The sequence below is a fragment of the Fontivita pretiosa genome (assembly GCF_050410795.1).
GTDB classification, from domain to species: Bacteria; Planctomycetota; Phycisphaerae; order Tepidisphaerales; family Tepidisphaeraceae; genus Fontivita; species Fontivita pretiosa.
The window spans coordinates 900,553-926,734 of sequence record NZ_CP191258.1; the positions used below are offsets into that span (position 1 = coordinate 900,553).

Annotated in this window: 22 protein-coding genes and 1 tRNA gene; 6 read left to right on the plus strand and 17 right to left on the minus strand. The window is 63.3% G+C overall.

Features of this window, described 5'->3' with window-relative positions; translation table 11 throughout:
• Positions 1-8: 8 nt before the first annotated feature.
• From moaC to ACQS5P_RS03570, 5 genes are all read right to left on the minus strand, one after another.
• Complete coding sequence (moaC, locus tag ACQS5P_RS03550) at positions 9-479, minus strand: cyclic pyranopterin monophosphate synthase MoaC (RefSeq protein WP_428939528.1); 471 nt, start codon at positions 477-479, stop codon at positions 9-11.
• A 9-nt stretch (positions 480-488) separates the two neighbouring features.
• The gene (kdsA, locus tag ACQS5P_RS03555; protein WP_428939529.1) at positions 489-1,298 is read right to left on the minus strand and encodes a 3-deoxy-8-phosphooctulonate synthase; all 810 of its coding nucleotides are present in this window, start codon (positions 1,296-1,298) and stop codon (positions 489-491) included.
• 89 nt (positions 1,299-1,387) lie between these two features.
• A complete protein-coding gene (locus tag ACQS5P_RS03560) occupies positions 1,388-2,323 on the minus strand; it encodes a diacylglycerol/lipid kinase family protein (protein ID WP_428939530.1) in 936 nt (311 codons plus the stop codon).
• Positions 2,324-2,399: 76 nt separating this feature from the next.
• Entirely contained in the window at positions 2,400-3,206 is an 807-nt protein-coding gene (locus ACQS5P_RS03565) for a hypothetical protein (protein WP_428939531.1), read from the minus strand.
• Between the two features lie 52 nt (positions 3,207-3,258).
• Positions 3,259-3,726, minus strand: coding sequence for a Fur family transcriptional regulator (locus ACQS5P_RS03570; RefSeq protein WP_428939532.1), 468 nt, complete (start codon positions 3,724-3,726; stop codon positions 3,259-3,261).
• 71 nt (positions 3,727-3,797) lie between these two features.
• Between ACQS5P_RS03570 and aroC the strand changes: the two genes are divergently transcribed.
• The 4 genes from aroC (at position 3,798) to ACQS5P_RS03590 (ending at position 9,135) form a co-directional block, all read left to right on the plus strand.
• Positions 3,798-4,961, plus strand: coding sequence for a chorismate synthase (gene aroC / locus ACQS5P_RS03575; protein WP_428940990.1), 1,164 nt, complete (start codon positions 3,798-3,800; stop codon positions 4,959-4,961).
• Positions 4,962-5,000: 39 nt separating this feature from the next.
• Entirely contained in the window at positions 5,001-5,522 is a 522-nt protein-coding gene (locus ACQS5P_RS03580) for a peptide chain release factor family protein (RefSeq protein WP_428939533.1), read from the plus strand.
• 64 nt (positions 5,523-5,586) lie between these two features.
• Entirely contained in the window at positions 5,587-6,879 is a 1,293-nt protein-coding gene (locus tag ACQS5P_RS03585; RefSeq protein ID WP_428939534.1) for an alpha-L-fucosidase, read from the plus strand.
• Between the two features lie 267 nt (positions 6,880-7,146).
• Positions 7,147-9,135, plus strand: coding sequence for a calcium-binding protein (locus tag ACQS5P_RS03590; RefSeq protein ID WP_428939535.1), 1,989 nt, complete (start codon positions 7,147-7,149; stop codon positions 9,133-9,135).
• Here the strand turns inward: ACQS5P_RS03590 and ACQS5P_RS03595 are convergent.
• Together ACQS5P_RS03595 and ACQS5P_RS03600 are read right to left on the minus strand one after the other, a co-directional pair.
• Entirely contained in the window at positions 9,105-10,325 is a 1,221-nt protein-coding gene (locus ACQS5P_RS03595) for a glycosyltransferase (protein WP_428939536.1), read from the minus strand. The two genes, ACQS5P_RS03590 and ACQS5P_RS03595, sit on opposite strands and share 31 nt — an antisense overlap.
• A gap of 76 nt (positions 10,326-10,401) precedes the next feature.
• Entirely contained in the window at positions 10,402-11,916 is a 1,515-nt protein-coding gene (locus tag ACQS5P_RS03600; RefSeq protein WP_428939537.1) for a bifunctional folylpolyglutamate synthase/dihydrofolate synthase, read from the minus strand.
• Positions 11,917-12,207: 291 nt separating this feature from the next.
• Between ACQS5P_RS03600 and rimO the strand changes: the two genes are divergently transcribed.
• Complete coding sequence (gene rimO, locus ACQS5P_RS03605) at positions 12,208-13,680, plus strand: 30S ribosomal protein S12 methylthiotransferase RimO (protein ID WP_428939538.1); 1,473 nt, start codon at positions 12,208-12,210, stop codon at positions 13,678-13,680.
• Positions 13,681-13,718: 38 nt separating this feature from the next.
• Entirely contained in the window at positions 13,719-14,384 is a 666-nt protein-coding gene (locus tag ACQS5P_RS03610; protein WP_428939539.1) for a CDP-alcohol phosphatidyltransferase family protein, read from the plus strand.
• A 16-nt stretch (positions 14,385-14,400) separates the two neighbouring features.
• Here ACQS5P_RS03610 and ACQS5P_RS03615 read toward each other — a convergent pair whose 3' ends face one another.
• From ACQS5P_RS03615 to ACQS5P_RS03660, 10 genes are all read right to left on the minus strand, one after another.
• The gene (locus ACQS5P_RS03615) at positions 14,401-15,669 is read right to left on the minus strand and encodes an SGNH/GDSL hydrolase family protein (protein ID WP_428939540.1); all 1,269 of its coding nucleotides are present in this window, start codon (positions 15,667-15,669) and stop codon (positions 14,401-14,403) included.
• A gap of 79 nt (positions 15,670-15,748) precedes the next feature.
• Positions 15,749-15,822 (minus strand) — tRNA-Arg (locus tag ACQS5P_RS03620).
• A 207-nt stretch (positions 15,823-16,029) separates the two neighbouring features.
• Positions 16,030-17,004, minus strand: coding sequence for a tetratricopeptide repeat protein (locus ACQS5P_RS03625; RefSeq protein ID WP_428939541.1), 975 nt, complete (start codon positions 17,002-17,004; stop codon positions 16,030-16,032).
• 3 nt (positions 17,005-17,007) lie between these two features.
• Entirely contained in the window at positions 17,008-18,513 is a 1,506-nt protein-coding gene (locus ACQS5P_RS03630; RefSeq protein ID WP_428939542.1) for a cytochrome c3 family protein, read from the minus strand.
• The gene (locus ACQS5P_RS03635; protein WP_428939543.1) at positions 18,510-19,958 is read right to left on the minus strand and encodes a cytochrome c3 family protein; all 1,449 of its coding nucleotides are present in this window, start codon (positions 19,956-19,958) and stop codon (positions 18,510-18,512) included. Before ACQS5P_RS03635 ends, ACQS5P_RS03630 begins: the two co-directional genes overlap by 4 nt.
• Positions 19,959-20,041: 83 nt before the next feature.
• The gene (locus ACQS5P_RS03640) at positions 20,042-21,574 is read right to left on the minus strand and encodes a NapC/NirT family cytochrome c (RefSeq protein ID WP_428939544.1); all 1,533 of its coding nucleotides are present in this window, start codon (positions 21,572-21,574) and stop codon (positions 20,042-20,044) included.
• On the minus strand, positions 21,571-23,763 hold the full coding sequence (locus ACQS5P_RS03645) for a hypothetical protein (RefSeq protein ID WP_428939545.1): 2,193 nt from the start codon (positions 23,761-23,763) through the stop codon (positions 21,571-21,573). The genes ACQS5P_RS03640 and ACQS5P_RS03645 overlap by 4 nt, the downstream gene beginning before the upstream one ends.
• 82 nt (positions 23,764-23,845) lie before the next feature.
• Complete coding sequence (locus ACQS5P_RS03650) at positions 23,846-24,847, minus strand: multiheme c-type cytochrome (RefSeq protein WP_428939546.1); 1,002 nt, start codon at positions 24,845-24,847, stop codon at positions 23,846-23,848.
• Complete coding sequence (locus tag ACQS5P_RS03655; RefSeq protein ID WP_428939547.1) at positions 24,844-25,479, minus strand: hypothetical protein; 636 nt, start codon at positions 25,477-25,479, stop codon at positions 24,844-24,846. The genes ACQS5P_RS03650 and ACQS5P_RS03655 overlap by 4 nt, the downstream gene beginning before the upstream one ends.
• A gap of 31 nt (positions 25,480-25,510) precedes the next feature.
• The gene (locus tag ACQS5P_RS03660; protein WP_428939548.1) at positions 25,511-26,170 is read right to left on the minus strand and encodes a cytochrome b; all 660 of its coding nucleotides are present in this window, start codon (positions 26,168-26,170) and stop codon (positions 25,511-25,513) included.
• Between the last annotated feature and the right edge of the window lie 12 nt (positions 26,171-26,182).

The following is a 26,182-nucleotide window of genomic DNA, read 5'->3' on the forward strand; positions in this document are numbered from 1 at the left end:
TGAGGATCTCACTTCGTCTTGGAGACCAGACGAACCCCGTCGATCACCATGGTTTTGTCGATCGCCTTGCACATGTCGTAGATGGTCAGGGCCGCCACGGAAACCGCCGTCAGCGCCTCCATCTCCACACCGGTTTTCGCGGTGATGCGCGCGGTGGCGCGGATATGCACGCGCACCGGCTGGTTGTTGTCGGGCTCCAGCTCCGGGATGTCGAACGCGACCTCGAGGCTCTCGACCGGCAGGGGATGGCAAAGCGGGATCAGCTCGCCACAGCGCTTTGCGGCCATGATTCCCGCGATGCGCGCGGTACCAAAGACCTCGCCCTTGGGCACGGTCTGGTCGGCGATCGCCTGGATCGTGGCGCGCTGCAGCGTGATGTACCCCTCCGCGATCGCCTGCCGCGACGACGGCGACTTGTGCCCGACATCGACCATACGTGCCTGACCTTTGGAGTCCAGATGCGTGAGCTTCGATTTCATCTTCGTCAGTCAGTTCCAGCCCCTGCGCAGCTCGGCGATCTGCCGGCACTGCGCCAGCAGGGGTTCGACATCATTCAAGTGCAGCATGGTGGCGGCATCGCTTTTAGCGTTCCTGGGGTCGGGATGACATTCCAGGAACAGCCCATCAACTCCCGCCGCGACCGCAGCGCGCGCCAGCAGCGGCGAGTATTGCGGGTTGCCGCCGCTCTGGTTGCCCAGTGCGGCGGGTTGCTGCGTGCTATGGGTGATGTCGAAGACCACCGGCACCCCGAACGACTTCATCACCGCGATCGCGGTAAAGTCGTTGACCAGCCGGTTGTACCCGAAAAATGTGCCGCGCTCCGTCAGCATCACCCGGTCGTTGCCCGTCGAACGCACTTTCTCAAGGGCCGTGCTCATCTCCTGCGGCGACATGAACTGGCCCTTCTTTATGTTCACCGCGCGGCCGCTCCTGCCGCAGGCCACAAGCAGATCCGTCTGCCGCGCCAAAAACGCCGGCACCTGAAGCACATCCACGACCTCGGCGACGATGGGTGCCTGATCAGGCTCATGAACATCCGTCAGCACCGGCACACCCAGCTCGCGCTTCACCCGTTCCAGTACGACCAGCCCATCCGTCAGCCCCGGCCCGCGAAAGCTCGTGGCGCTGGATCGATTCGCCTTGTCGAAGCTCGCCTTGAAAATGTACGTCAGCCCGAGCTTCTGGCAGATCGATTTGACGCGCGAGCCGACGAGCAGGCACAGCTCGGCCGATTCGATTACGCACGGTCCGGCGATGACGAACAGCGGCGAACGGTCCAGATGGAGCAGGTCATTCATCAGGTCATTCATAATGCTCAGTGGTCGGCGGCCAGTGGTCAGTGATGATGGACAGGCTTTGCTGGCCACCGACCACTGGCCACTGCCCACTACGGCTGCACGATAAACGCCAGTCTTCCGTCGAGCAACTGGATATCCAGCGGGGTGTATCCGGCGGCCTCGCCGTCGATCTGGACCGGCGCCAGGCCGCACGATTCGATGCGCACCTTTCGGCCTTTGGTGTAGACAACCCCTTCCTCGCGAAGGTGTTCTGCTGCGGCGGCCAGCAGCGCCAGGTGCAACACGTCCAACGCACTGCGACACGGCAGCGCGCAGACATCAAGCCACCCGTCGTCGGAGCGGGCGTGAACCAGGATCGGGAAGCCGGTGCCATACTGGCTGACATTGCCCACAAAGGCGACCGCGGGCGCCGGACCGAACACGCACCGCCCGTCCACCTCGACGCGCAGCGGCGGGTAGTCATAGTTCTTCAGCGCCCGCAGCGTGGGCGCGACATAGCTCATCAGGTCGATCGATCCGTGGCGACAACGATGCAGCTCATGAACGACGGCGGCGTCGATGCCGACGCCCGCCATCAGCAGAAACAGCCGCCCGTTGGCGCGGGCCGTGTCCAGCTCTCGCAGGCGTCCTGCCCGCAACGCCTGCACGACCTGTTCGTCCAGTTGCTGTGGATTCCACTGAATGCCCAGATGCCGGGCCATGAGATTGGCCGTGCCGAGCGGGACCACCAGCAGCGGCGGAACCTGCGCGCAGTCGCCGAAGTATCGCAGCAGGCGTTCGGCGGTGGCGCGCACGGTCCCGTCACCGCCAACGCAGATCGCTGCCCGCGGCGGCCAGGGGCAGGCAAGCTGCCGATCATCAATCTGCTCGGCAGGCTCGACAAATTCGTGAACCACGAATCCCTCGGCACGCAGTCGCTGCGCGATCCGCCGCGCCATCATCCCCCCAAGCCCGCGCCCGGCGATCGGGTTGGAAAACAGCAAAACGTCCAGGGGATGCGGTCCGCTGTCAGGATCCTGAATCATCAACGACTGCCGATTGTGGCTCGGGCACGACACGCGATCGATCATGGTCATTGGGCGATCGGCAATCTCCCCTGGGTTATTCTGCCGGCTGCGTGCTCGCCTGGCCGGTGGTGGGCGCCGTGCTGGCCTTGAGCATCTCGCTGGCCAGCTTGCTGCGGATCGCATCGCTGACCTGCTCGACGGTCTTGTAGTTTCCCGCAGTCAGCTCTTCGGTCGTCTGTACCACCACGTCGCGGAAGACTTGCATCAGCCGCATGTGCCGCTCAACATCGGCGGCGTCCATGCCAGCGGTAAGGTTGGACATGGCCAGCTTCCATTGGCCCTGCTGGCGCAGCAGTTCGATGCGGTTGTTGTCCATTTGGACGGTGGCCCTGTCGCCGTCGATGGCGACATTCGCCTGCCGGATGCGCTGTTCGCTCTGGGCCAGCTCGGCGGCGGGGTCGGCGGCAAGCTGGCTGGCGGCTTCGGCGCCAAAGGCGTCGGCGGCGGCCCTGCGGAAGTTGGCGTTGGCCTGCGTGCGCGACATCAGCAGGTCCAGCAGTTTCTGATCCTGCGGGGTGACGGCGTGGATGAGCTGTCGCGCCGTGCCCGTATCTCCCGCCGCCAGCGCCCGCGAGACCAGCAGCAGCGTTCCCTTTGGGGTCGAGGGCTCGGGCGCAATATCATTGGCCGGATCGACCGGCTGCGTCGTCACCGCCGCCGTTGTGGGCTGGCGCACATGCTCCTGCGCCCACAGCGAGCTTGTGAAGCTCAGCAGGCTCAGCATTGTGGCCAACGCGCCGGCGCCGATGGCGTGCAGCGAGCGGGATCTGTCTGCCGGCACAGCAATCGCTGTCGCCAGTTGTGGTGCGGGATCGACTCTGGTTTTCGCCGTTCGCGACATCTGTATGCTCCTTGCCCTCGCCCCGCTTGTGCAAAAGCTCTGTTCTACGATCTCAGGTCCGGCAACGGCGACAAAGCCCGTGCAGGACGACTTCCGGCCAGCGAATATCGTAGTCCCGCGAAACGTCCAGTGACGCCACGAAATTCGCGGGGATACGTGCGTCGTCCAGGCAATCGACCTTGCCGCACTGGTCGCAAACGAAGTGCGGATGCAGATGTTGAGGCTTTGGACTGACCTCCGGGCTGATGGCATAAAGCCAGGAGCGGTCCTCTCCGCGCACGCGATGCACCAGTCTTTTGCGCAGGAAGGTATGCAGCGTGCGGTAGACGGTGACCGTGTCCACGCCCTTGAGGCGCGCCAGGATCTGCGGAACGCTCATCGGACGCGCGCTTCGCGTGAGCACTTCCAGCACGCCGATCCGCACCGGGGTTTTCCGCAGGCCGCTGCCACGCAGCCGCGCCTCCGAAGCTGCGGCGGACTTGCGGTTGGCGTTGGGGCCATTGGGTATATGCCGCGACACAACGCCAAATCATAGCCGATGGGATGCAATCCATCATCATTGGCTTTTATGCTACGATGGGGCTTATGGCGATGCTGAGTTATCGAACGGCCGGGGAGTCGCACGGGCGGGCGCTGCTGGCGCTGGTGGAAGGCATGCCGGCGGGCGTGCCGATCGACAAGGACCTGATCGATGGCGAGCTGCGGCGTCGGCAAGGCGGCTACGGCCGCGGCGGGCGACAGAAGATCGAGACCGACGCCGTCGAGTTCCTTTCCGGAGTCCGGTTAGGCAAGTCGATCGGTTCGCCGATCACCATGATGATCCCCAACAGGGACGCGCGGCTGGATGATGTGCAGGCCACGCCCCCGCTGCACCGGCCTCGGCCCGGACACGCGGATTTGGCCGGCTCGGTCAAGTGGTTGACCACCGATTGTCGCCAGACGCTGGAGCGAGCCAGCGCCCGCGAGACGGCGGCGCGAGTGGCGGCCGGGGCGCTGGCGCGGTGTCTGCTGCGGCAGTTCGACATCGAGGTTTTCGGATTCGTGCGCGCGGTCGGGCCGGCGACAGCGTCGTTACAGGTCACAGAAGAGAACTGGCGGCAGCTTCTGAAGCTGCGCGATGAGTCGGACGTGTATTGCCCTGATCCGGCAGCTTCGCAGGCGTTTCGCGACTTCATCAACGAGCAGAAGGCTGCCAAGGACACCGCTGGCGGGATCGTCGAGTGTCACGTGTTCGGCTGCCCGATCGGGTTGGGAAGCTGCATGACCTGGGACGGCCGGCTGGACTCGCGGATCGCGGCGGCGGTGGTGGCGATTCAGGCGTTCAAAGGCGTCGAGTTCGGCCTGGGCTTCGAGGCGGCGCGACTCCCCGGATCCAAAGTCCACGATGAGATCCACTTTGACGAATCGAAGAAGAACACGCCGAGCCTGGGGTTCGTGCGGATGACCAACAACGCTGGCGGGCTGGAAGGCGGCATGACCAACGGCCAGCCGATTGTTGTTCGCGGCGCCATGAAGCCGATCAGCACGCTGGGCAAGCCGCTGATGAGTATCGACCTGAACACCAAACAGCCCAGCGAAGCCGGCTGGGAACGCAGCGATATCAGCGCCATCGGCGCCGCCAGCGTGATCATGGAAAACGTGGTCGCCTTCGAGGTCGCGCGGGCACTGCTGGAAAAGTTCGGGGGCGATTCGCTCACCGAGGTGCGGGCGAATTACGAGAACTACCTGGCGACGGCGCGGCGGCTGCCGCTGTGATACAATGACGCTGATCAGGACACGACCGCCCGCCAGGCGATGAATGGACGATCCATACGGTTTCTCTCGGAAGAGCAACTGCTGGCGGAATGCCGGGTGGATGTGTATCGCGGCTCGGGCCCCGGCGGGCAGAAGCGAAACAAGACCAGCAATTCCATCCGGGTGACGCACCTGCCCACCGGAATCAGCGCCATCGCCGAAGAGTCGCGATCACAGGCGGAAAACAAGATGCGGGCGATCAGGCGGCTTCGGCTGAAGCTGGCCGTCGAGCTGCGCGAGCCGGTCGATCCGCTGCAATGGGAGCCGCCGGACTGGTTTGTCTCCATCCGTCATCACGGTCGAATCGAGGCGTCCTACCGGCATCCGTACTACGCGCCGACGGCGGGGCTGATTCTGGATCTTCTCAAGGCCGTTCACGGAAGCCCGGCCGACGTGGGTGTGATGCTCGGCGTGCCGACCACGACAATCATTCGATTCCTGGAAAGTGAGCCGATGCTCTGGACCGCCGCCAATCGGATCCGCGCCGAGCTTGGATTACCAGCCCTGCGACACCGCGAGTGATGCTCGTCGGCACACGCCCGTGCTGGACATGACGGCCGGTCCCCGCTATCACACAAGCACCACCATGCAACCGCAAGTTCGGCCTACCATCGGCAAGAGCGACTGGTTTATCCATGATCGTTTCGGCATGTTCATCCACTGGGGCCTGTATGCGCTTGGCGCCCGGCACGAGTGGCTGATGCACAACGAGCGGATTCCTGTTGAGGAGTACGAGCGACGCTACTTCAGGCATTTCGACCCGGACCTGTACGATCCCGAGCTTTGGGCGACGGCGGCGGCGAACGCGGGAATGAAGTATTTCGTGGTCACCAGCAAACACCACGAGGGGTTCTGCCTGTGGGATTCGAAATTCACCGATTACAAGTCCACCAACACGCCGTGCGGCAAGGATCTGCTCACGCCGATGATCAACGCGTTCCGCTCACGTGGACTGCGCGCAGGGCTGTACTACTCGCTGATTGACTGGCATCACCCACAGTTCGTGCTTGACCGTCACATCGGGCCTTATCGCGATCATCCAGATCGCGAGAAGCTCAACGTCGGGCGGGACCAGAACAAGTATGCCGATTATCTGCACGCGCAGGTGCGCGAGCTGATCACGCTGTATCACCCGGACATCATGTGGTTCGATTTTTCCTACCCCAAGCCGGACGGCAGCGGCAAGGGGCGGGCGGACTGGCGCAGCGAAGAGTTGTACAAGATGGTTCGGGAGCTGGCGCCGGATATTCTGATCGATGACCGGCTGGACCTGCCCGACGCATGGGATTTCAAGACCCCCGAGCAGACCCAGCCGCGAAAGTGGGTGGAAGTCAACGGTACGCGCGTGGTGTGGGAGGCGTGTCAGACATTCTCCGGATCATGGGGCTATCACCGTGACGAATCGGACTGGAGAAGCGTCGATGAGCTGGTGCGAACGCTGATCGACTGCGTGTCCAAGGGCGGGAACCTGCTGCTGAACGTCGGGCCGACCGGACGCGGCGAACTCGATCCCCGCGCGCTGGATCGGCTCAGCGGCATCGGCGAATGGATGAAGCGGCACAGCCGCAGCATCTATGGCTGCACCGAGGCGCCGGCCGACCAGTTCATCTGCCCGCAGGATTGCCGCCTGACATACAACCCGCAAACGCGGCGGCTGTATGTGCACATCTTCGCCTGGCCGTACAAGCACCTTCACCTGGACGGACTGGCAGGCAGAGTTGAGTACGCGCAATTGCTCCATGACGCCAGCGAAGTGAAGATGAATCTGGACGACTGGCACGCCAAACAGATCGGCTCGCAGCAGGCCACGCTCACCCTGAACCTGCCCAAGCAGAAGCCGGACGTGACAGTGCCGGTGATCGAGCTTTTCCTCAAGTGAGTGAAACCTGTGCAGGGTTCACGGGGCCGGGTGTGATGCCCGTCACGCCCCCGCCCGGCGCGCGGGATTCCGCGTCTGTAAGGGCTTTGTCCCTACAGGCGGTACAGGCGTCGCGTCCGGCTGGGCCGTTGGACACGGCGTTCACGAGGCTGCGGCGGCTGCCGCTTATTCCAGAGAAAATCCGTCAAAACATCCCCCAAATTCGCACCTTCCCCCGCTTTCCAACGTAGTTAAACAGCCGATGGGAGGAGTCGGAGGAAGTGCCCGATGGGTTCTGTTCGTACCCCAGCAAAATCGCGCCAGTCGCAACCTCGAACCTCGCTGGAATCGCTGGAGCCACGCCGCCATTTGGCGTCATCCATGTGGCTTCAGGACAACATCGTCTACATCGCCGGCGACTTCTACGGCCCCACCACGGTGCGCATCACGCCGGACCTTCGTCGGATCAGCGTCAGCGGCGTGTCCGATACCCGTGTCGCTCAGGTGGTGCGACAGCTCGGCGGCAGAACCCCGACAATGATCCGCATCCGCGGCGGGCGGTTCAGCGACAAGTTCATCGTCGAGCCGGGCGTGAGAATCCCGGTTCACATGGACGGGGGCACGGGCAAGAACATCCTGGTTGGCGGAAGCGGAAACGATACGCTCATTGGCGATGGGTCGCACGATCGCATCATCACGGGCGGCGGCAACGATTACGTGCTGGCGGGCGGCGGCAATGACACGGTCTGGGGTGATCGCGACGACACCGTTTGGGGCGACAACGGCCTGGATGTGCTCAACGGCGTGAACGACGCCGACAACCTCGCTTATCCACCGGCGGTTGGGCGCTCGCCCCTGGTGCCGGGGGAGTTCAAGCTGTCCGCCAGCGGCGGTTCACTGGGAGTCTCGATCTACAGTCTGACAGTCGCCGATGTGCTCGCTGGTAGCGGCGCCAGCGCCACGCTTGGCCCGGAACGCAATCTCACGGTCAGGAAGATCTCACAGACAACGCTTGGCAACACAGTGGCGCAGCTCTGGTCCACTGCGGATGGGCTCATCACGATCCAGTTCGTGATGATTGACTCGACAATGGCAAGCAATATCGCGATGACGCTGACCAACCGCAGCGCTGCGCGAATCACACAGATCCATCTGGACATGCCCTGGATTCTGACCGATGCCTCGCCCGATCATGCGATCAAGTCCACGTTCAAAGGCGGGGCTGATCGACCCTGGACCAACGGCGGCATCCTCCAGGGCAGCGATGCAACCTGGCCCGGCTACGCCTATTCCCCATTTGCCGTCTTCTACAACAGGCGAACCGGTGAAGGCGTGTCGTTCACGGCGTTCAACGATGAACTGGATTTAACTCAGATCTCCTGGACTTTGGACACCGATCGCGCCACCCCCTCGGTGCACTTCTGGCCGAACCTGGATCAAGCGGGCAGCAGCACCTACGAGATGGAGCTGTACCATTCCTGGAACATGCCCGAAGCACAGTATTCGCATTACCGCACGCGGTTTCTGGAGCGGTTCATGGCGCGCAAGGGTATTCCTGAAGCGATCTATCGCAAACAGGGTGTATGGGGTTATGCCGACTGGGTGAATTACAACGAGACGCTCGAGCAGGTTGTGCAGAACGCGATGAACTACGGCGCCAGCGGGTTTGTGATGTGGTCGCCGGGGGATGGACTGACCCCTCATTACGAACCGTTCCACCCCGGTTTCCCCTGGGCTTCATCGCTGCTTTCGACGAGCAGGCTGCCAGGACTTCAGGGGCTGGGCGTGCTGATCAACCCGTACATTTCGCTGCGCATCCAGAATCCCGATGGAACCTGGCGCAACGATCTGCGGTATCTGGACGATCCGCAACACCGTGCCTGGCTCACGGCGCAGCGCGATGACATGGTCGCGCGCGGAGTGAACTTCGCGTATTGGGATACGGGCGGCACTCCGGCACAGGGCAGCGGGCTGGATTGGCTGGATGTCCTCTGGAGCTTCAAGCGCGTGGGGATTACCGTGGCGCCGGAGCAGTCCGCCGACGTCGCCGTCTGGGTAACCGGCGCCAACCTGCACTGGCCGTATTCCTGGGGCGACTACGTTGTCGCCAAGGCCGTGACGCCCAATGCCACTCAATTCGCTGTGGGGAATACGACCGAGATGCGCATCATCAACGGACGCGAGATGCGCTGGTGGGAGCATGCGACGTACCACGGCATGGTTCCCATCCTTCGTCAACTTCAGCTTCAGGAACGTTGGGAACTGCTGGGCAACTGAGACTTGTGAACCGGCGAGAGGAACTCAGTGCCGCGCCAGGTAATCCGGCCGGTCCGGCACTTGTGCAGCGCGAAGGTGAGCACCGCAAGCAGCATCGGCGCCGTCGCGGGCATCAGAAGCGCATGCATCCAACCGACGCCCGCCCACCGGTAAACCAATCCCACATGCAACGTCATGAGCACCAGGTGCGCCGTTGAAGCCGCCAGCAGCAGACCGGATTCGGCGCTCGTGGCCAGCCCGAAGACTCCCATCGCCAGCGCCGGATAGACGGTCAGAACACTGCACACCACGAAGACCATCGCGGCCAGGATCCGTCCCGGCCGCAGGCGCACTGTCCCGCAGTAGATCCGCGCCCAGCCTTGGAACATCTGCCGCAGACTGCTGTGCATTCGCGTGGCCGCCAGGTGCGCGCCACTGAACAATCGCGTCTTGAACCCGCGCGCCTTCAGCAGCCGCATCAGCTCGACATCCTCGGTGATTCGATCCTTCACCGCCGCATGCCCCCCGACCGCTTCGTAGGCGCTGCGCCGAACGAGGAAGAACTGACCGTTGGCGGCGGCGATGTCCCGGCGGCGGTCCAGATTGGTCAGCGACACGACGTTCATGATCGCCCACGTCGCCGCCAGCGCCGGAAGCATCCATCGCTCCAGAAAGCTGTGACATTCCAAACGCGTGAGGACGCTCAGGGCGTCGTAGTTTCGCGCCAGCGCCAGCGAAATCGCCGCCGACAGCGCATTGGGCTCCAGTGTCACGTCCGAGTCGACAAACAGCAGCCACTGCCCCGATGCCTGCTGTGACCCCAGACACAGCGCATGACACTTGCCCAACCAACCCGCGGGCAATGACTCCTGAGACACATGAATGACGCGCAGCCGTTGATCCCGCGCCGCAATTCGATCCAATATCGCGCCGGTGTCATCCGTGCTCCGATCGTCGATCGCGATCACATCGAACTTCGGATAATCCTGCGCCAACACAGACTCGATGCATCTGCCGATGCCTTTGGCTTCGTCTTTGGCCGGAACCAGAATCGTGACGTGGGGTGGATCAGCCGGCAGTTGCCCGCGCCAGCGTCGCAATCGGTCCATCCGCGCCCGTCCCACCAGCAGCCCCGCCAGCATCAACATCCACGCCGCCGGGCCTATCAGCGCGTAACAGACCAGCAATGTTGGCGAATCAGGGAGATTCAAGCGTCAGGCATCAAAAGCAAAACCCCGGAGAAAGCAACTCCGGGGCTGTGTTCTGAACAACGGCGGGCCATTCCGATCACACCGGCCGAACCGGCGCGGCACCGGAAGCGAACAGCTTCTTGGCCTCGCCGACCAGGTAGAAGCTGCCGGTGATGCAGATCAGGTCCTCCTTGGTCACGGCGCGATTGGCGATCTCCAGTGCCGCCGACAGATTCGGCGCCACCTGCGCCATCTTCCCGTACAACTCGACGTACCGTGCGGCCAGCTCCTCCGGATCGGCCGTGCGGATGTTGTTCACGTTGGTGAAGATCACCTTGTCGGCACCGCTGGTGATACGTTCGAGCATCCCCGGCACGTCCTTATCCGCGCAACACCCGAAAATGACCACCATCGAGTCGTACGGAATGTGCTGCCCGATGGCGCGCATCATCGCGTCGATACTGGCGGCGTTGTGCGCGCCGTCTACCAGAACCCGTGGATTGGTGCAGATCAACTCCATGCGACCGGGAATCTGCGTCCTGGCCAGGCCCTCCATGCAACGCTGATCGTTCAGGGCGAAGCCGCGCATCTTCAGCCGGTCGATCACCGCCAGCGCCAAGCCGCAGTTCAGTGCCTGATGCTCGCCCAGCAACGGCACCGCCAGGTGCTCAAACTTGCTTTGCGGAGTCGTCAGGCACACACGGTTGTGCGGCCCGAGCATTCGGCTGGATTCAAAGCGGTAACTGAACTCGATGGTCTTGCCCGTGATGTCCAGCGGCGCGCCGACTTTCTCGGCCACACGCTTGAGCACCGCCTCAACCTCCGGCGGCTGCATGACCGTCACCGCCGGCACGCCGGGCTTGAAGATCCCGGCCTTTTCTTCGGCGATCTTCTCCAGCGTCCCGCCGAGCTGCGCCATATGGTCCTTGCTGATGCTGGTAATTGCCGTGACTTCAGGCTTGACGACGTTGGTGCTGTCCAGTCGCCCGCCCAGGCCCGTCTCGATCACCGCGATATCTACCTTCTGTTCCGCAAAATACTTAAACGCGATCGCGGTGAGCACATCGAAATACGTCGGCGTCGGGCGCGCCCGCAGAACCATCGGTTGAACCATCCGCACCAGCCGAGCAAAGTCCGGCTGAGAGATCATCTGCCCGTTGATCTGAATCCGCTCGCGAATGTCCACCAAGTGGGGGCTGGTGTACAAGCCCACCTTGTAACCGTTGCCTTCGAGCATGGCGGCGAGCATGGCGCAGGTGCTGCCCTTGCCCTTGGTCCCGGCCACATGAACGCAGCGGAAATGATCCTGAGGATTGCCCAGCTTCCGCAGCAGCGTCCGCATACGATCTAAGTCGAAGGTCTGGGCGTTATAGCGGACGATGCGCATCTTTTCGTAGTCGCTCAGGGTTGCAAGAAATCGCAACGCCTTGGTGTAAGGGCTGGGCGACGGGTTTGCAGTCGGCTGATGCGCTTTGACCGCCACCCGGGGATGCGCGGGGGAGCGATCTCCAGGCCGCTCACGCACCGCAGGCGCGGTTCGGGCGGACTTGGCGTTCACGGCGACGGTCCGTCGCCGAGAGGTACTACGGGTTGCTTTGGCGCGGACTGCCATAGTCCTACCATCTTATCAACTCCTAACTCCCCTTTCAACAAAACGGTTAAATCACCACAGATTCGACGTTTACGGGGCTGACACGCCCCTAACATACATAAAGCCCTAACCACAATATCTTGCGCTTCTGCCTGGCCTGGTGCACGATTCGCTCATCCCGATCCGAACCCCTGCTGCTCTCCGGCGCCACTGGGTTTACTTTCGCCGCAGCGGCGGATAGAGTCCGCGCACGGCTTTTAGCGGCAACAGCATTGTCGCGCGCCCACTGAGCAGGACGCGCCAGCCAATCCCATGACGCGAACCGCAAAACCCATCAGAACCGTCGCCTTCGTCAGTCTGGGCTGTCCCAAAAACCTCGTGGACAGCGAGCGGATGCTCGGCCTGCTGGCTGAAGACGGGCTGATCATCTCTTCCGATCCGGCCCAAGCCGACGCCATCGTCATCAACACCTGTGGCTTCCTGGAAGCTTCCAAAATCGAGTCGATGGAACAGATCCAGCAGGCCATCGCATTGAAAAAACAGGGCCAGTGCAAGCGGATCATCGTGGCCGGCTGTCTGGTGCAACGTCACAAGACCGAACTTCTGGCCGAGGCGCCTGAGATCGACCGCCTGGTGGGCGTGTTCGATCGGGAGCACATCGTCCAGGCCGTCCGTGGCAGACAAAACCCTCGACAGCCGCACGGACATTATCTCGGGAAATACCACGACCTTTCGCGCCAGCAGTCCCAGGGCCGCGCCGCCAGCAGCAAGCCAACCAGGGCCACGCGCCTGCCGGTCTTCGAGGATGATCGCGGCAGACTCCGTCTGACTCCGCGCCACTATGCCTACCTGCGCATCAGCGAAGGCTGCAATCAGGGCTGCACTTTCTGCACGATCCCCTCGATCCGCGGGCCGATGCGTTCCAAACCGCTGGAGCATATCCTGGCCGAAGCACGCGAGCTTGCCGCCGACGGCGCCGTCGAGCTGAACCTCATTGGCCAGGATACCACCAGCTACGGTACCGACATCGGCTACGCGCCGGGCCTGTCGGGATTGCTCCGAACTCTGGATCGGGAACTCGCTGACGTCCGCTGGCTGCGGCTGATGTACGCCTACCCAAGCTGCTTCACCGACGAAATGATCGCCGCCATCGCCGAATGCGACCGCGTCGTGAAGTACATCGACATTCCCCTCCAGCACATCAACGACCAGATCCTCGCGAAGATGCGCCGTCGCGTGACTCGCAAACAGATCGAAACACTGCTGGACAAGCTCCGGCGGCGGATCCCCGGGCTGGCGATCCGCACGACCTTTATTGCCGGCTCTCCGGGCGAGACCGACGCCCAGCATCAGGAACTCGTCCAGTTCGTAAAGGACTTCGGCTTCGACATGATGGGCGTGTTTGCCTACTCGCAGGAGCCGGGCACGGCGATGGGCCGGATGCCCGATCAGATCCCCGATGACGTGAAGCAGCGGCGTGTCGAGGAACTGATGCTGGCCCAACAGCAGGTCGCATTCGCCAGGGCCGCAGCGATGGTCGGTAGAACTCTGGAAGTGCTCATCGACGCCCCGGCCCCCCCGTCCGCTTCAACCGGCGCGTTCGTCGCCCGATCTCAGTCGCAGGCGCCGGAAATCGACTCGGTCGTCTACGTCCGCACCGACCCATCGCGCAGGCTCCACCCCGGGCAGTTCGTGAACGTCAAGGTTGCGGGACATCGCGCCTACGATCTCATCGGTGATATCCCCAGAAAGCGATCGCGCTCGCTGACGGTCGTCGCCGGCTGATTTGCTCGCCCGCCCCCCGCCCGTACAATCGCGCGGCGGTGTTCCGACATCTGCCCAATCTCCTGACCGGCCTGCGACTGCTTCTGGCCATCGTCTTCTTCGCCATGCTCTCGTGGTACCAGTACGAGGGCCGCGGCGATCCGACGTTTCTCAACATCGCCTTCGTCGTGTACCTGGTCGCGCTCGTGACCGACTTTCTCGACGGCTACCTGGCGCGAAAGTATCACCTGGAAACCGCCTTCGGGCGAGTCGTCGATCCGTTCGTCGATAAGGTGCTGGTGCTGGGAAGCTTCGTGTGCTTCGCGGGCAAGAACTTTATCATTCCGGCCTGGGAATCGATCAATAAGGACACGCCCTTTGTGGTCAAAACGATCACCGGCGTGGCGCCGTTCATGGTGGTGATCCTGCTGGCGCGGGAGCTGCTGGTCACGAGCCTGCGCGGCATAGCCGAAAGCGGCGGCGCCAACTTCGGCGCGCAGCTCAGCGGCAAGCTCAAGATGGTCTTTCAGTCCGTCACCATCCTGGTGATCCTGATCTATGTGAACTACCGCGGCTGGCTGGTCGATCACCCTCGATGGGACTGGTGGCTGACCCTTTTCCGCGACCTGTGCATCTGGCTGACGATCGCCATCACCGTGATTTCCGGCCTGCTGTACATCCAGCGCGCCGTGGCGATGTATCGCGCGAATCAGCTCACTGCATGAAAGTTCAGAGCCACCCCTACCGAATCTTCTCGATCTTGATCACGTGTCGCACCGGCACCACCGCCGCCGCGGCCTCGGCCACCATCGACTCGCGCCGTTTGGCCATGCCCTGTTCGATCCGATCCAGACAGTCCTGGTTGCCCGGGGCCATCTCGTTGAACTGCGCCATCTTCGTCACGAACGACTTGATCATCGGAATCTCGAAGCCCTGATGGTTGCGAATCAGCGACTCGACCCTGGCGAACTGCTCGCTGAACGGGTTATCCAAAAACTCCGCCGCCAGGTTGATGCCCCCCGCCAGCTCCTCCGCGGAAAACTCCTTCGAGGCCGATCCCCACGTCACTCGCAGCCGCGAGCCATCGGCGTTGCTCACGACCAGCCGGAAGCGGTTCAGCTCCTCGTTGAAGGGCAAGAACTGGATGATTTCGCGTGTGCCGGCCGGAGAATTCGCCTGTCCGTCCGGTCCCGAGCTGAAACAGAACGGATACCGCGTGCTCTCGATCTCGATCCCCTCGGCGCCGCTGGACAGGATCCTGTGCCCTTCGCTGGCTGTGGCCCGTCCGCTGGAAAGGTCCACCGTGATGGTCCCGATCTGGCCATCGCATCCCATCGCCTTGAGGAACGCATACGCCATGATCAGACCCCCGTTGTTGTTCGGATGAAACCCGTCCGACCCGGCGACTTCGTACTTTTCGCCAAGCCTGGCCTTGGCGGCCTTCATCGTCTGCATCATCGCCGTGTACACGTCCGCGAAGGCGACGTTCTGCTCCCGCGCCACCTCCTGAGCGATGTCGCGCAGCTTCGCCAGCGTGTCGTTATACACTTGCCCTCCTGGCGGGCGGTTGAAGTAGACGGGATCGACGACGCCTGGCGAGCCGACGACGATGAACCGCACCCCGCCGTTCTTAAACGTCTGGACAATCTGCGTCATCGCCTTGCGGTACTGCTCGCCTCGCTGCTCGCTGTATGCGGCATACCCGCCGTCGTTCATCCCGTAACAGGTTGTGGCGACGGTCGGATGATAGCGCAGCACGTCGTTGCTCATCCGGGCGGCAAACTGCGTCGCCACCTCGCCGCTCCAGCCGAACTGCATCGCCCGCAGCTTGGCCTTTGGCTGGCACATCAAAAGGTAATCCTCGATGAACACCGAGTAGCGCCGCTGCTCGGTGATCGAATCGCCGCAAATCGCGACAAAGTCGCCGTCCCGCAGTTGCGCACGCGCGATCGCATTGGCAAGAAACAGAACGATGAGAACATTGAACCCCACACGGCAGGATCGATGCATCATATGCTCCTCGGTATCGAGGCAGATGGTACCTCAACACGTGCTGCCGACAAAGAGCCGCCGCCCCCTGGGTAGGAATCGCACCCGGCAGGACTCGAACCTGCAACCCTCGGTTCCGAAGACCGATGCTCTGTCCAATTGAGCTACGGGTGCCAGTGACGATACGATGATCGTGTTGTCAGGACACACTGATGCTACGCCCGCCGCGGCGCGCGTCAAGCGCCCCGATCGCACGCCGCCGCGCACGGGCGAGCACGCCCGTGACACACAAGAGCATTGCTGGCATTCCCGCACAGACCCGGTGCGCCGGCTGCACCATCCCGGGAATCCGGCCACACCTGTGCTGTCCGCCGCGGCAGCTCACTTGCCCGCGGACTTGATTCCCGAGGAAGTGGCCGACTCGTAGGCCTGCCGGAAGTGCTCCGCGGCCTGTTGCCACTGCTGCTCGTGCTGGAGACACAGGCCCAGCAGGTAATGGGCTTCGGCCGGGTCGGGGTTGAGCTTCAGGGCGTCGGGAAGAATGGCCTTGGCTTCGGACCATTTCTCCATGGCGATCAGGGCGCGGGCGCGAAGGACGATCGGCTGCCAGGCGGGCACCCCGCCGGGCGTGAGGCGATCCAGAATCTGAATCGCTTCCTGCGGACGATCAAGCATGACCAGCACGCGAGCCAGCAGAAGTTGCAGGGCAGGATCCTGCGGGGCGTGCTTCAATCCCTCGTTCAACTCCCGCTGCGCCTGCTCCACCGCCCCGCGGGCGATCAGCCGCTGGGCGACCTGAAGATGCCTGGCAGCGATCTGGGCCGGACTGTCGGCGACGAGTTCGCGGGTGCTCAGCCGCTGTTTCAGCGCCGCGTCATCCAGCTTGCCGTTGGCGAAATCGAGATAGGCTTGCAGGTCGGCGGCGAAGCTCTTGGGCATACCCGCCAGATGCGCCACTTCCGTTCCGTCAGCTTTGAGCACCAGCGTCGTCGGCCAGACGTGAATGTTCATCTTTCCCGAGGCGGAAAAGTCCGGATCGGCCGCGAACAGCCATGTCGCGGGCCAGGCCGCGGCCATGCTCCGGGCGTTCTCCTCGGCCCGGGGACCGCTGAGAATCACGATGACCTTCGCATCACCTGCGGCTTTCTGGATCTGCTGCATCGCCTGCGCGCTCTGTTCCTGATCGGCGCGCACGAAGACGAGGATCGTGGTCTGCCCCGAAGGCAGGCGCACTTCGGCACCGTTGATGTCCTTTGTGGACCAGTTGATCACGCCCCCCGCGGCGGCGACAGAAGCCACGCCGGTGAACACCACTGCAAACGCAATCATCAGTCGCATCGCTTTGGCGTATCTCATGGTTCATTTTCCCCTGGTCGGGCTGTTGGCCGCCGGAGCGATGGTGGCCGTCGGAGCGGCGGGCATCGTCGCCGGCGCGGGCGGCGCCTGTGTTGGCGGCGTGTACTGCACGGGATTCTCCCGGTCGTAGCTGTAGGCCTTGTGACATCCGGGGGCACAGCTTCCGCCGGTAGCGGTGCGCGTGAAGTTGATCGGCATCTGCCAGTTGCCGTAGGGCACCGAGTCGCGCACATGCAGCTCATGCGAGCTGGCGTGCGTGCTGTGGCAGGCGCGGCAATTCCGCCCGCGATCCGGCTTGTTCACGTGAACAAAGTGCAGGTTCTGCGTGCCGTTGCGGAATCCGGTCAGACCTTCTGTCCGCTGCGTCAGAACCAGTTGCTTGTCGTGACAACTGAAGCACAGCTCGTACTTGTCCACGGAGAATCCCTGGTAAAACGGCTCGGGGTACGGCTTGCTGAGCAGCCTGGCCACTTCTGAACCGTGGACGTTGTGACATCCGCCGCAGTTGCCGTCGCGGATCGGACCATGCTTGACGGTGTTGGGGTCGAGCACCTCGGCGACGGAAGCGACGACCTTGTCCTTGCCCACCTGGATCTTGTCGGCATGGCACTTCATGCAGACCTTGATCGGCTCGGCGCGCATGAGCCGCGCCAGGTCTCCGCCATGTGCGGTGTGGCAGTTCAGGCAGGCGTTGTCGGTGGTGACGATCGAGTGCTTGTAGCGTGACTGGGTAGCGTCGCGCTTGATCTTCTCGTGTTCGTGGCAGCTCGTGCACATCTCGAACGGCGACTGTCTGATCTGTCGCGGAAAGTCCGACGCGTGCGGATCATGGCAGTTGGTGCAGTTCTGCTCGACGGCCTTGTGCGTGAACTTGACCTGCGTCATCTGGGTCTTCATTTCGGTGTGGCAGCTCAGGCACAGATCCGGCCCCTGGGCGGGCAGGAGCTTGGGAAACGGCGCGGCGTGGGACTGATGGCACGATCCGCAGGCGCCGGCGGCGGCCGGGCCGTGCAGCGTCTTGCGGCCGGCGACGACATCCTTGTGGCAGGTGTTGCACAGCTCGGCCAGAGTCCGGCCTCGCGTGAACTTCGCCGTGGCGCCGCCGTGGGGATTATGACAGCTCAGGCACTGTCCTTCCTGCAACGGCTTGTGGACGACGGGCATGTCCTGCACATCGATCTTGTGGCAGAAGGTGCAGGTTTCGGTCTTGCTTCGCTGAAGCTCGAACTTGTGCTGGGCAGCGTCCGTGAGCTTGTGGCAGGCATCGCAGGCGTTGACGTTCACCGGGCCGTGCAGAACCTTGAAGTCCTTGACCTCGGCATGGCATTGCGCGGTGACGCAACTGGCCATCGGGACGGCTTCGGTGGGCTTGGCCACGACATTCAGCGGCCGGGTCGTCTGCGCGTATACGCGCGATGCGAGCAGCGCGGCCATGAGCATCATCGGCAGCGGCCAGAGCTGTGCTCGCCGCAGCAGCCACGCGACGCGATTGTCATGGACTGGTCTCATTCCACACCTCTGATCATCTTCGACATCGGCATCGTTGCGGGCGCGGTGGTCGGGCTTCGGGTGTAGGTCTTGGGAACGTGACAGCCCGGCGCGCAGGCGCCGCCATCGGATCGTTTTTCAAACTCGATCGGCATGGCCCAGCTCGATCCCTCGAACGGGACCTCGCTGGCCATGTGGTTGGGCAGATTGCTGCCGTGCACCGCGTGGCAGGTCTTGCAGCTTCGCCCCTTGTCATCGCGGTTGACGTGGACGTAGTGAAGGTTCACGTCGCCGTCGCGGAAATTGGTCAGGCTCGTGGTCCGCGGCTGGAGCACCATCGCCGAATCGTGGCAATTGAAGCAGAGCTGATACCTGGCCAGGTCGAATCGGGCATAGAACGTTTTGGGGAAGGCAGCATCCAGCAGATTGGGGAAGCGCGCGCCGTGCGGATCGTGGCAGCCGGAGCAATCCCCCATGCGTACCGGGCCGTGCAGGAACCGCGAACCGGTAATGACCGGCTTCATGTTGGGGATGGTATGTCCGTCGGCGGCGGCCAGCGGCTTGTCATGGCAGCTCAGGCATGTCTGGTCCATGCGCTGTCGCAGCAGGTCCTTGTCCTGGGAGGCGTGAGGATTGTGACAGTTGGCGCAGGTGTTGGCGGTGGTCATCGCGGCGTGCTGGACATTGGAGCCTTCCACGTGCTTCCTGATCTGCTCGTGGCATGAATAGCAGTTCTGCTCGATGGACGTGCGAAGCTGCTTGGGGTGGTCGGTGGAGTGCGGCTCATGACAGGTGTTGCAGTCCTGCGTGACCGGCTTGTGCACGTGGGTCGCCGCGAGCATCGCATTCTTCAGCCCGTCGTGGCACGTGAAGCAGTGTCGCGCGCCCTCGCCGCCACGCAGCAGCATCCGGTTGTCCGACTCGTGCGGCTGATGACAGACGGTGCATTGGCCACGAACGAACGGCTCGTGCGCGAACTTCTTCAATGCAACGTTGTGACAGTCGGCGCAGGTGCGATCGACGGTGTCATACTTGAGCAGGAACTTGGCGTGCGAGACATGGGGCTGGTGGCACGCCAGGCAACCCTGCTCCAGGGCCTTGTGCTGGTGAGATTGCGAGCCGGAGACGGAATGGCAGAAGGTGCAGGTCTGGTTTGCGGATCGTTTCAGCGGATACCTGTGCCCACCGATGTCCTGGTCGTGGCAGGAATCGCACGCCCGCTGCGCGACGGGGCTGTGAATCTGCGGAGCGCGAGTGAAGTCGGCGTGGCACTCGGCGGTGACGCACGAGGCATCTTTGGGCAGCGGCGAAGTGGGTCTGGGAGCGGGGGGAACCTGCGGGAAGACGACAGGCAGGCCGGTCTTTTCCATTGTGTAGTGTTCCGGGGCCGCGCCGACGGCGCGCGTGGTCGGTTCCGCGGGCGGCGCAGAAGGCTTCTCACAACCGATCAGCAGTGACAACAGCATGACAGCCGCAACCCGCGCCGTCGCCGGGAGCAAGTTCCGCCGGACTTGCCGCGCGGTCGCCGATGTGCTGTGCCGATCGAATCTCACGGTCCAGCTCCTGCGGTCTGCCTGTTCTCCGCCAGTCGTCGCGCCTGGCTGCTCCACTCCAGTGCGATGTTCAGCGCCGCGGTCGCGTAGTTGACGTTGTGTACCCCGTGGCCGAGCCTGACGAAGCGGATGTTGTGCGCGGCGTCATCCAGCAGGCGGTCGGCCTTGAGCCGCTCGGTGGGATTCAGGGCAGCGGCATCGACGGCGGCGCGTGCGGCGTCGTATTCAGTCTGCGCCCGGGCGAGTCTGGATGCGATCAGTTCCCGCCATGTATCCAGCGTGCCCTGATATCTGGTGCCGTGACAGTCATTGCACGCCTGCTGCATGGCGACGAAGGTCTGCCCGACGATCTCGGCGGCCTCGCTGGGCTGCTTTTTGGCCTTGTGACAGGCGATGCAATCGACCTGGGCGCGGTACATGGGGCTGGGCATTTCCGGAATGCCCCGGGCGCCGGTGCCACGATACATTTCCGCCGGGCCGCTGTGCGTCAGTTCGTGGCATGACTGGCAGGTGCCAGTGTCGAGCACGGCGCGGCTTCCCTGCGGGGTCTTGATGTCCCGGGCCAGGCCCGCGGTCAGGTGATGCTCGATCTGCACATGACAGTTGGAGCACTCGACCTTGTGCTCGGTCACGTGCTTGCGGTGCAGGAAGTTGGGCTCATTGAACCGCTGAACAAACTTCGCGACGTTGTGGCAGGTCCAGCAGACCTGCTGGCGAACCTCGCCGTCGCCTTTGACCACGTCCGAGTGACAGTTCTGGCAGCCCACGCCGCGATCCAGATAGTCGGAGTGGTTGAACATGCCGGTGGCCAGGCGGATCTGCTGCTTGGGCGCATCGTGACAACTGCGGCAGCCGGTGAGCGTCTGCTGGTTGCGTCCGTGCTCGAATCCTTTCATGTGGCACAGGAAGCAGGTGTCGAGGGTCACAACCAGGTGTTGGCCCTGCACGATCTGAGAGTGACAGGAGACGCAGCGAAGCTGCTTGCCGCGACGTTCGCTTTGAAGGTGGGGAGTGTGGTCGAAGCGGATGGTGATCGTGCCGCCACGCACCGTGGGCACCTCCCAGTTCACCTTGCCTTCCAGAAGTCGCCGCTCGTGGCAGCCGCTGCGCATGCACGAAGCGTCCTGGATTTCCGCGTGGGGTTTGGAGCCGTAGGTCTGGGTGATGTACTTGATGGCCTGGCTGCTCGCCTGCCACTTGCCCTTGAGGGTGTTTTTGAATCCCGGCTCGAAGTGGCACATGGCGCAGGGCACGTTCTTGTGGGTGGATCCGTGCCAGGCCTCGTAATACGGCTCCATGAGATGGCAGGAACGGCAGAAGTCCGGTTGCATGGAGTACTCGGCGAAGGCTGCCGCCCCGCCGACCGCCAGCAGCACGACCAGCAGGATCCATCCTCCGCGGGTGGGAGCGACGCGAAGGAACCGGCCTGCCGGACGGGGCCGCAATCCCAGCATGCGCATCCACCTGGGCCGGGGCTGCGGCGGCGTCGCCTGGATTGCTGCGGTGTTGTCGCTGGTTTGCGTGCTCATATCCAACCCAATCCTGCAAGAATGATCAGCACCACCAGAGTGGTACCGACCGCCATGGCGATGATGCCCACGATGACGGCGAAGATGCGATAGGCGCGTTTCGGCGGGGGCACGCGCAGCGCCTCCAGCTCGCCACGCCGCGCCAGCCGCTCGTATTCCAGCGGGCGTTCTTCCCTGAACTCCGTTTCCGGAAGGCTTCCCGTGAAGATCACATCATCCACGGGGAACTTCTCGATCCTCAGATGCGCGTTGAAAAAGTGGATGGTGAAGATGAACCCGATGGCCAGCAGCGCCTCATACCCGTGGATGTATTGCGCGACGTTGAACATCCAGCCGGGCAGGTATTTGGAGAAAAACACCGGGAACCACAGGAAAAGCCCGGTGATGCCGATGATCAGCGACCCGCCGATCTCCGCGATGTAGTCGAATTTCTCCCAGTAGGTCCAGCGATCGAAGCGTGGCCTTGGGCCGCCGAACAGGAACCACTTCCACATCCCGATGCAGTCGGTGACGTCCTTCCACCGCGGGAGCATGGTTTCCGGGCCGAACAGCATCGCCTTCACGCCGTATCTGCGGAACCGACGGATCACGCCTACGGCATGCACCAGCAGGTTGGCGATGAGCATGATGGCGAAGAAGCGATGCAGGTAACCGGTGGCGTTTGGCCCGCCGAGCATCGCCGCCAGCGTTCGACCCCATCCCTTGTCGGCGTAAAGGAGCGGCAGGCCGGTGAGAGTCAATCCGAAGAAGCTGACGATCACGAACGCGTGGTTAATGCGATCGACACGGTTGAAGCGTTTGATCGAGGCGCCGTCTCGGGCGTGGGCGTGTCCGGGGTTCAGTCCATGTCGGATGCGCTCGTACAGGGAACGCGCGAACCACATGACCGAGTGCAGCCCGAAGAACCCGAACGCCGCGCTCATCATCAGGATGAAGTACCACCTCACGCCGAACAGGACCGGCGAACGTCTGGGGTTGGTCGGGTCGGCGTGGGCCTGGTAGCTGGCGAATTTCGCATCGGCGCCGGGGTGGCATTGTCGGCAGGTGTCGATGCGATTATCAGGGTGCATTCGTGAAGCCGGGTCCTGGATCCGCCGGACCTCGTGGGATCCGTGGCAGTCGCTGCACCGGGCAGCGCGGGCGAATCCCAGCGCCGTCACCTGTCCGTGGTAGCTGTCGCGATAGCTCTGATACAGGCTCAGTCCGCTGGGGCTGCCGGGGATCGGCTTGTCGTGGCACGTGCCGCACTCGTTGACGATGTCGAGCTTGAACGCGGGTGTGTCGGTTCGAGTAATCGCGTGTGAGGTGTGGCAGTCGGAGCAGACCGGAGCATCCTTCTGTCCTTTGGCCAGCAGCTCGCCGTGAACGCTGCTGGCGTAGGTTTCGGTCACGCCGACGTGGCAGCGTCCACAGGTCGTGGGAATGTTGCTGCGATGGACACTGGACTGTGGGTGGCCTGATGCCAGGACCCTGTGGCCGTCGTGACAATCGGCGCAGGTCGCCGCCACGCTCAGCCCGCCCCTGACCGCCCGCCCGTGCACGCTGTCCAGGTATTGCTGGATGTGACGGGCGCCGTCCATGCCGTTGGTGGAGGCGTGTTGTCGATGGCAGTCGCCGCACACCTTGACGATGTTCAATGGGAACGTGCGGGACTGACGATTGGTCCTGGGAAGAATGTCGTGCGCGCCGTGGCAGGTGGAGCAGGTCGGCGCCTGGGAGTTGCCCTTGGCCAGAGCTTCGGCGTGTACGCCGGCACGGTAGTTGGCGCTGGGGATCACGTGACAGTTCGAATCGCAGCTCGCCGGTCGCATCACCTGCGGGTGCGGCAGCGTGCTGGCCTGGGGATGGCAGGCAACGCACGCCAGCCCGGCATGCACCGAACCCTGTAGCGCCTCGGGGCCGACCAGCAGCCCCGGCCGAGGTGTGAGCAGATCTTGCGCTGGGGTTGTCGGCTGTGTGGCCGGCGCCACCATCACCCGCCGCTGCTCGCCGGTGACGCGGGCGATGTGACTCTGGGCATGGCAGGCAAAACAGCGGCGGTTTTCGATCTCGGCCTGTGTGACCTCCACCGCAGAGGCGATCGAAGGCCCCAGCCCGGCCAGCCCAATCAGCACAACAAGACACAGGGCGTGGCATACAAGGGACAGACCAGGCGCGCGGCGGACAAGCCTTGATCCGACTGCGATCATGCCAGGGCTATCGCATGAGCCGTGCCAGAAATAGGACCAAAACATCCCCTTTTTCGCCGTCTGCCCGCCCCTGCCGTGCCTCCTAAGCTGATACCTTCTCAGAAATTACACCCGCGCCCCCACGCCTTTCCCGAATGCGGGAAACCGCCGCGTCGCTGGCATGGTCCAAAAACCGCTTCTTGTAGTAAACCAGCAGCCCCGCGAAGCTGAGCAGCAGCAGCACCGCCGCCGACCCCATGATCGTTTGCTGCCGTTGTGTTGCTCGCAATCGCTGCACCAGCGCGTAGGTCTGCTCGGTTCGCTCGACACTGGCTTGAATCTCCGCCGCGAAGTTCGCGATGTCGCGCATGTTGAAGCTGTGGAAAATCTGGCGCAGCTTCGAGCGCGTCTGCTGCGCGTGGTGATGCAGTTTCTCAAGCTCGAGGTTGCGGTAGCCCCAGGCTTCCAGTTGCCGGTACAGCTCGCCGGAGGTCTTGATCTGCTCTTCGGTATTGATCAGCAGCGTGCGGATGCGCTGCACCGCCTGCATGGTGCCGGAGCGATGGCATGGGCTGCACCGCCCTCCCTCGGCTCGCCCGCGCACATCGATGATCTCGGGCGTGGGGTGAGTGATTCGATGCGAGCCTTGTCCGTGGCAGTACAGGCATGTGGGATCCCCGAACTCGCCGTGCGGACTGCCCAGGTGCTCAGCCTTGATCTGCGCATGGCACTTGCCACAGAAATAGCTGACGGCACGTCCGCGCGCGGCGCTGACGAACTGGCTGGAACGATCCATGACCAGGAACTCGCTGCTGCGCTGAAGGTGCGCGGCGCGCTTGAACTGCTCGTCGGAATCGAACTGCGATCGCCGCAGCGACGCGTTGCCCCCGTGGCACCCGTCGCAGCCGACGCCCGCGGTGTAGTGAACGCTCTGCTTCCATTCCAGCTCGACGATCTCGGCGGATCGACCCGGAAGATCGCGATGACACTGCACGCAGGCGTTGTCGGCGTATGGATCCGCTGCCGCCGAATCAGTCGCCGGCGCCGCGGCATGCGCTGCCGCCGCCAGGCAAACGATCATCAGCCAGCTTGCAGCCTCTTTCATGGTCGGCCCTCCGGGTCGTGCGCCGATCCGTCCAATACCCGGCGGATCGCCGACCGCTCGTGCCAGATCAGCAGGTAAAAAACCACCAGCGCCACGGCGGTCATCACGAACATGAGCGGACGCTGGCGAACATACTCCCCCAGCGGGATCAACTGTTCCCGGCCATGCTCGAAGGTTTCCGGCCAGCCTCCCCATAGCGTCAGCCCAACAAAGCCGAACAGCACACCCGTGACCAGCAGGCGATACGTCCGGGTCGGGCGGCGGGCGGCATTGCGACGATACCAGAATGGCAGCAGCAGCACCGCCGCCACCAGCGCCCCCTGGCTGAGCACGCCCAGCGTCTTGCCGCTGATGCCCAGCAACTGCGTCGGCATCAGACGCAGGTATTGATACGTCGCCAGGAAATACCACTCCGGCTTGATTCCCACTGGAGTGGCGCCGCGCGGGTTGGCGGGCTGCTCCTGGTGCTCGCCGGCGCTGAGTCCGGCCATCTCCAGCAGCACCGGCAGGATCGCCAATAACATGATCACCGCCAGCGTGCACAGCACCACCACCGCCATCTTGACGATCTCGTTCGGCCAGAAAGGCTCGAGCTGCTCCGGCCGGTATTGTTCTCGGTAATCCACCGCCATTTCTGTCAACTCCGCTGGTTGCGATTCCGGATCACAGTGGCCGGGAAATCCCGGTCCGGCGGATCATGGCAAAGTGCATGAGCATGAACCCGATGATGATCAGCGGCAGCAGCCACACGTGCAGGGCAAAGAAAAAGCCCAGCGTCTCGCCGCTGATGGCGTTTCCTCGCCGAACCCAACGCACGATCTGCGGCCCGATCAGCGGCACGGCTCCGGGGATCTCGGTGCCCACCTTCGCGCCCCAGTAGCTGAGCTGCGTCCAGGGCAGCAGGTATCCCGTGAACGCCATCATCGTCGTCAGCACCGCCAGCATCACCCCACTGACCCAGTGCAGCTCGCGCGGCTTGCGATAGATCTTGAAGTACGCCACCCGCAGCATGTGCATGAACACCAGCACAATCATCAGATTCGCCGTCACCGCATGAATCCGCTGCACCAGCCATCCCATCGGCACGTTGGACCTGATGAACATGACGCTGTCCCAGGCGGCGTCGGGATGCGGCTTGTAGTACATCAGCAGCAGGATGCCCGTGAACACCTGCACCATGAACGTCAGCACAGACAGCCCACCGAAACACGCCGCCCAGCTCAACGTTCGCGGAACCTGCTTGTGCGTGATGTTCTTTTCGATCAGCGGCGTGAGGCGATACCGCTCATCAAGCCAGTTAAAGACGCTGCGGGCCAGATTCATATCAATGCCCTC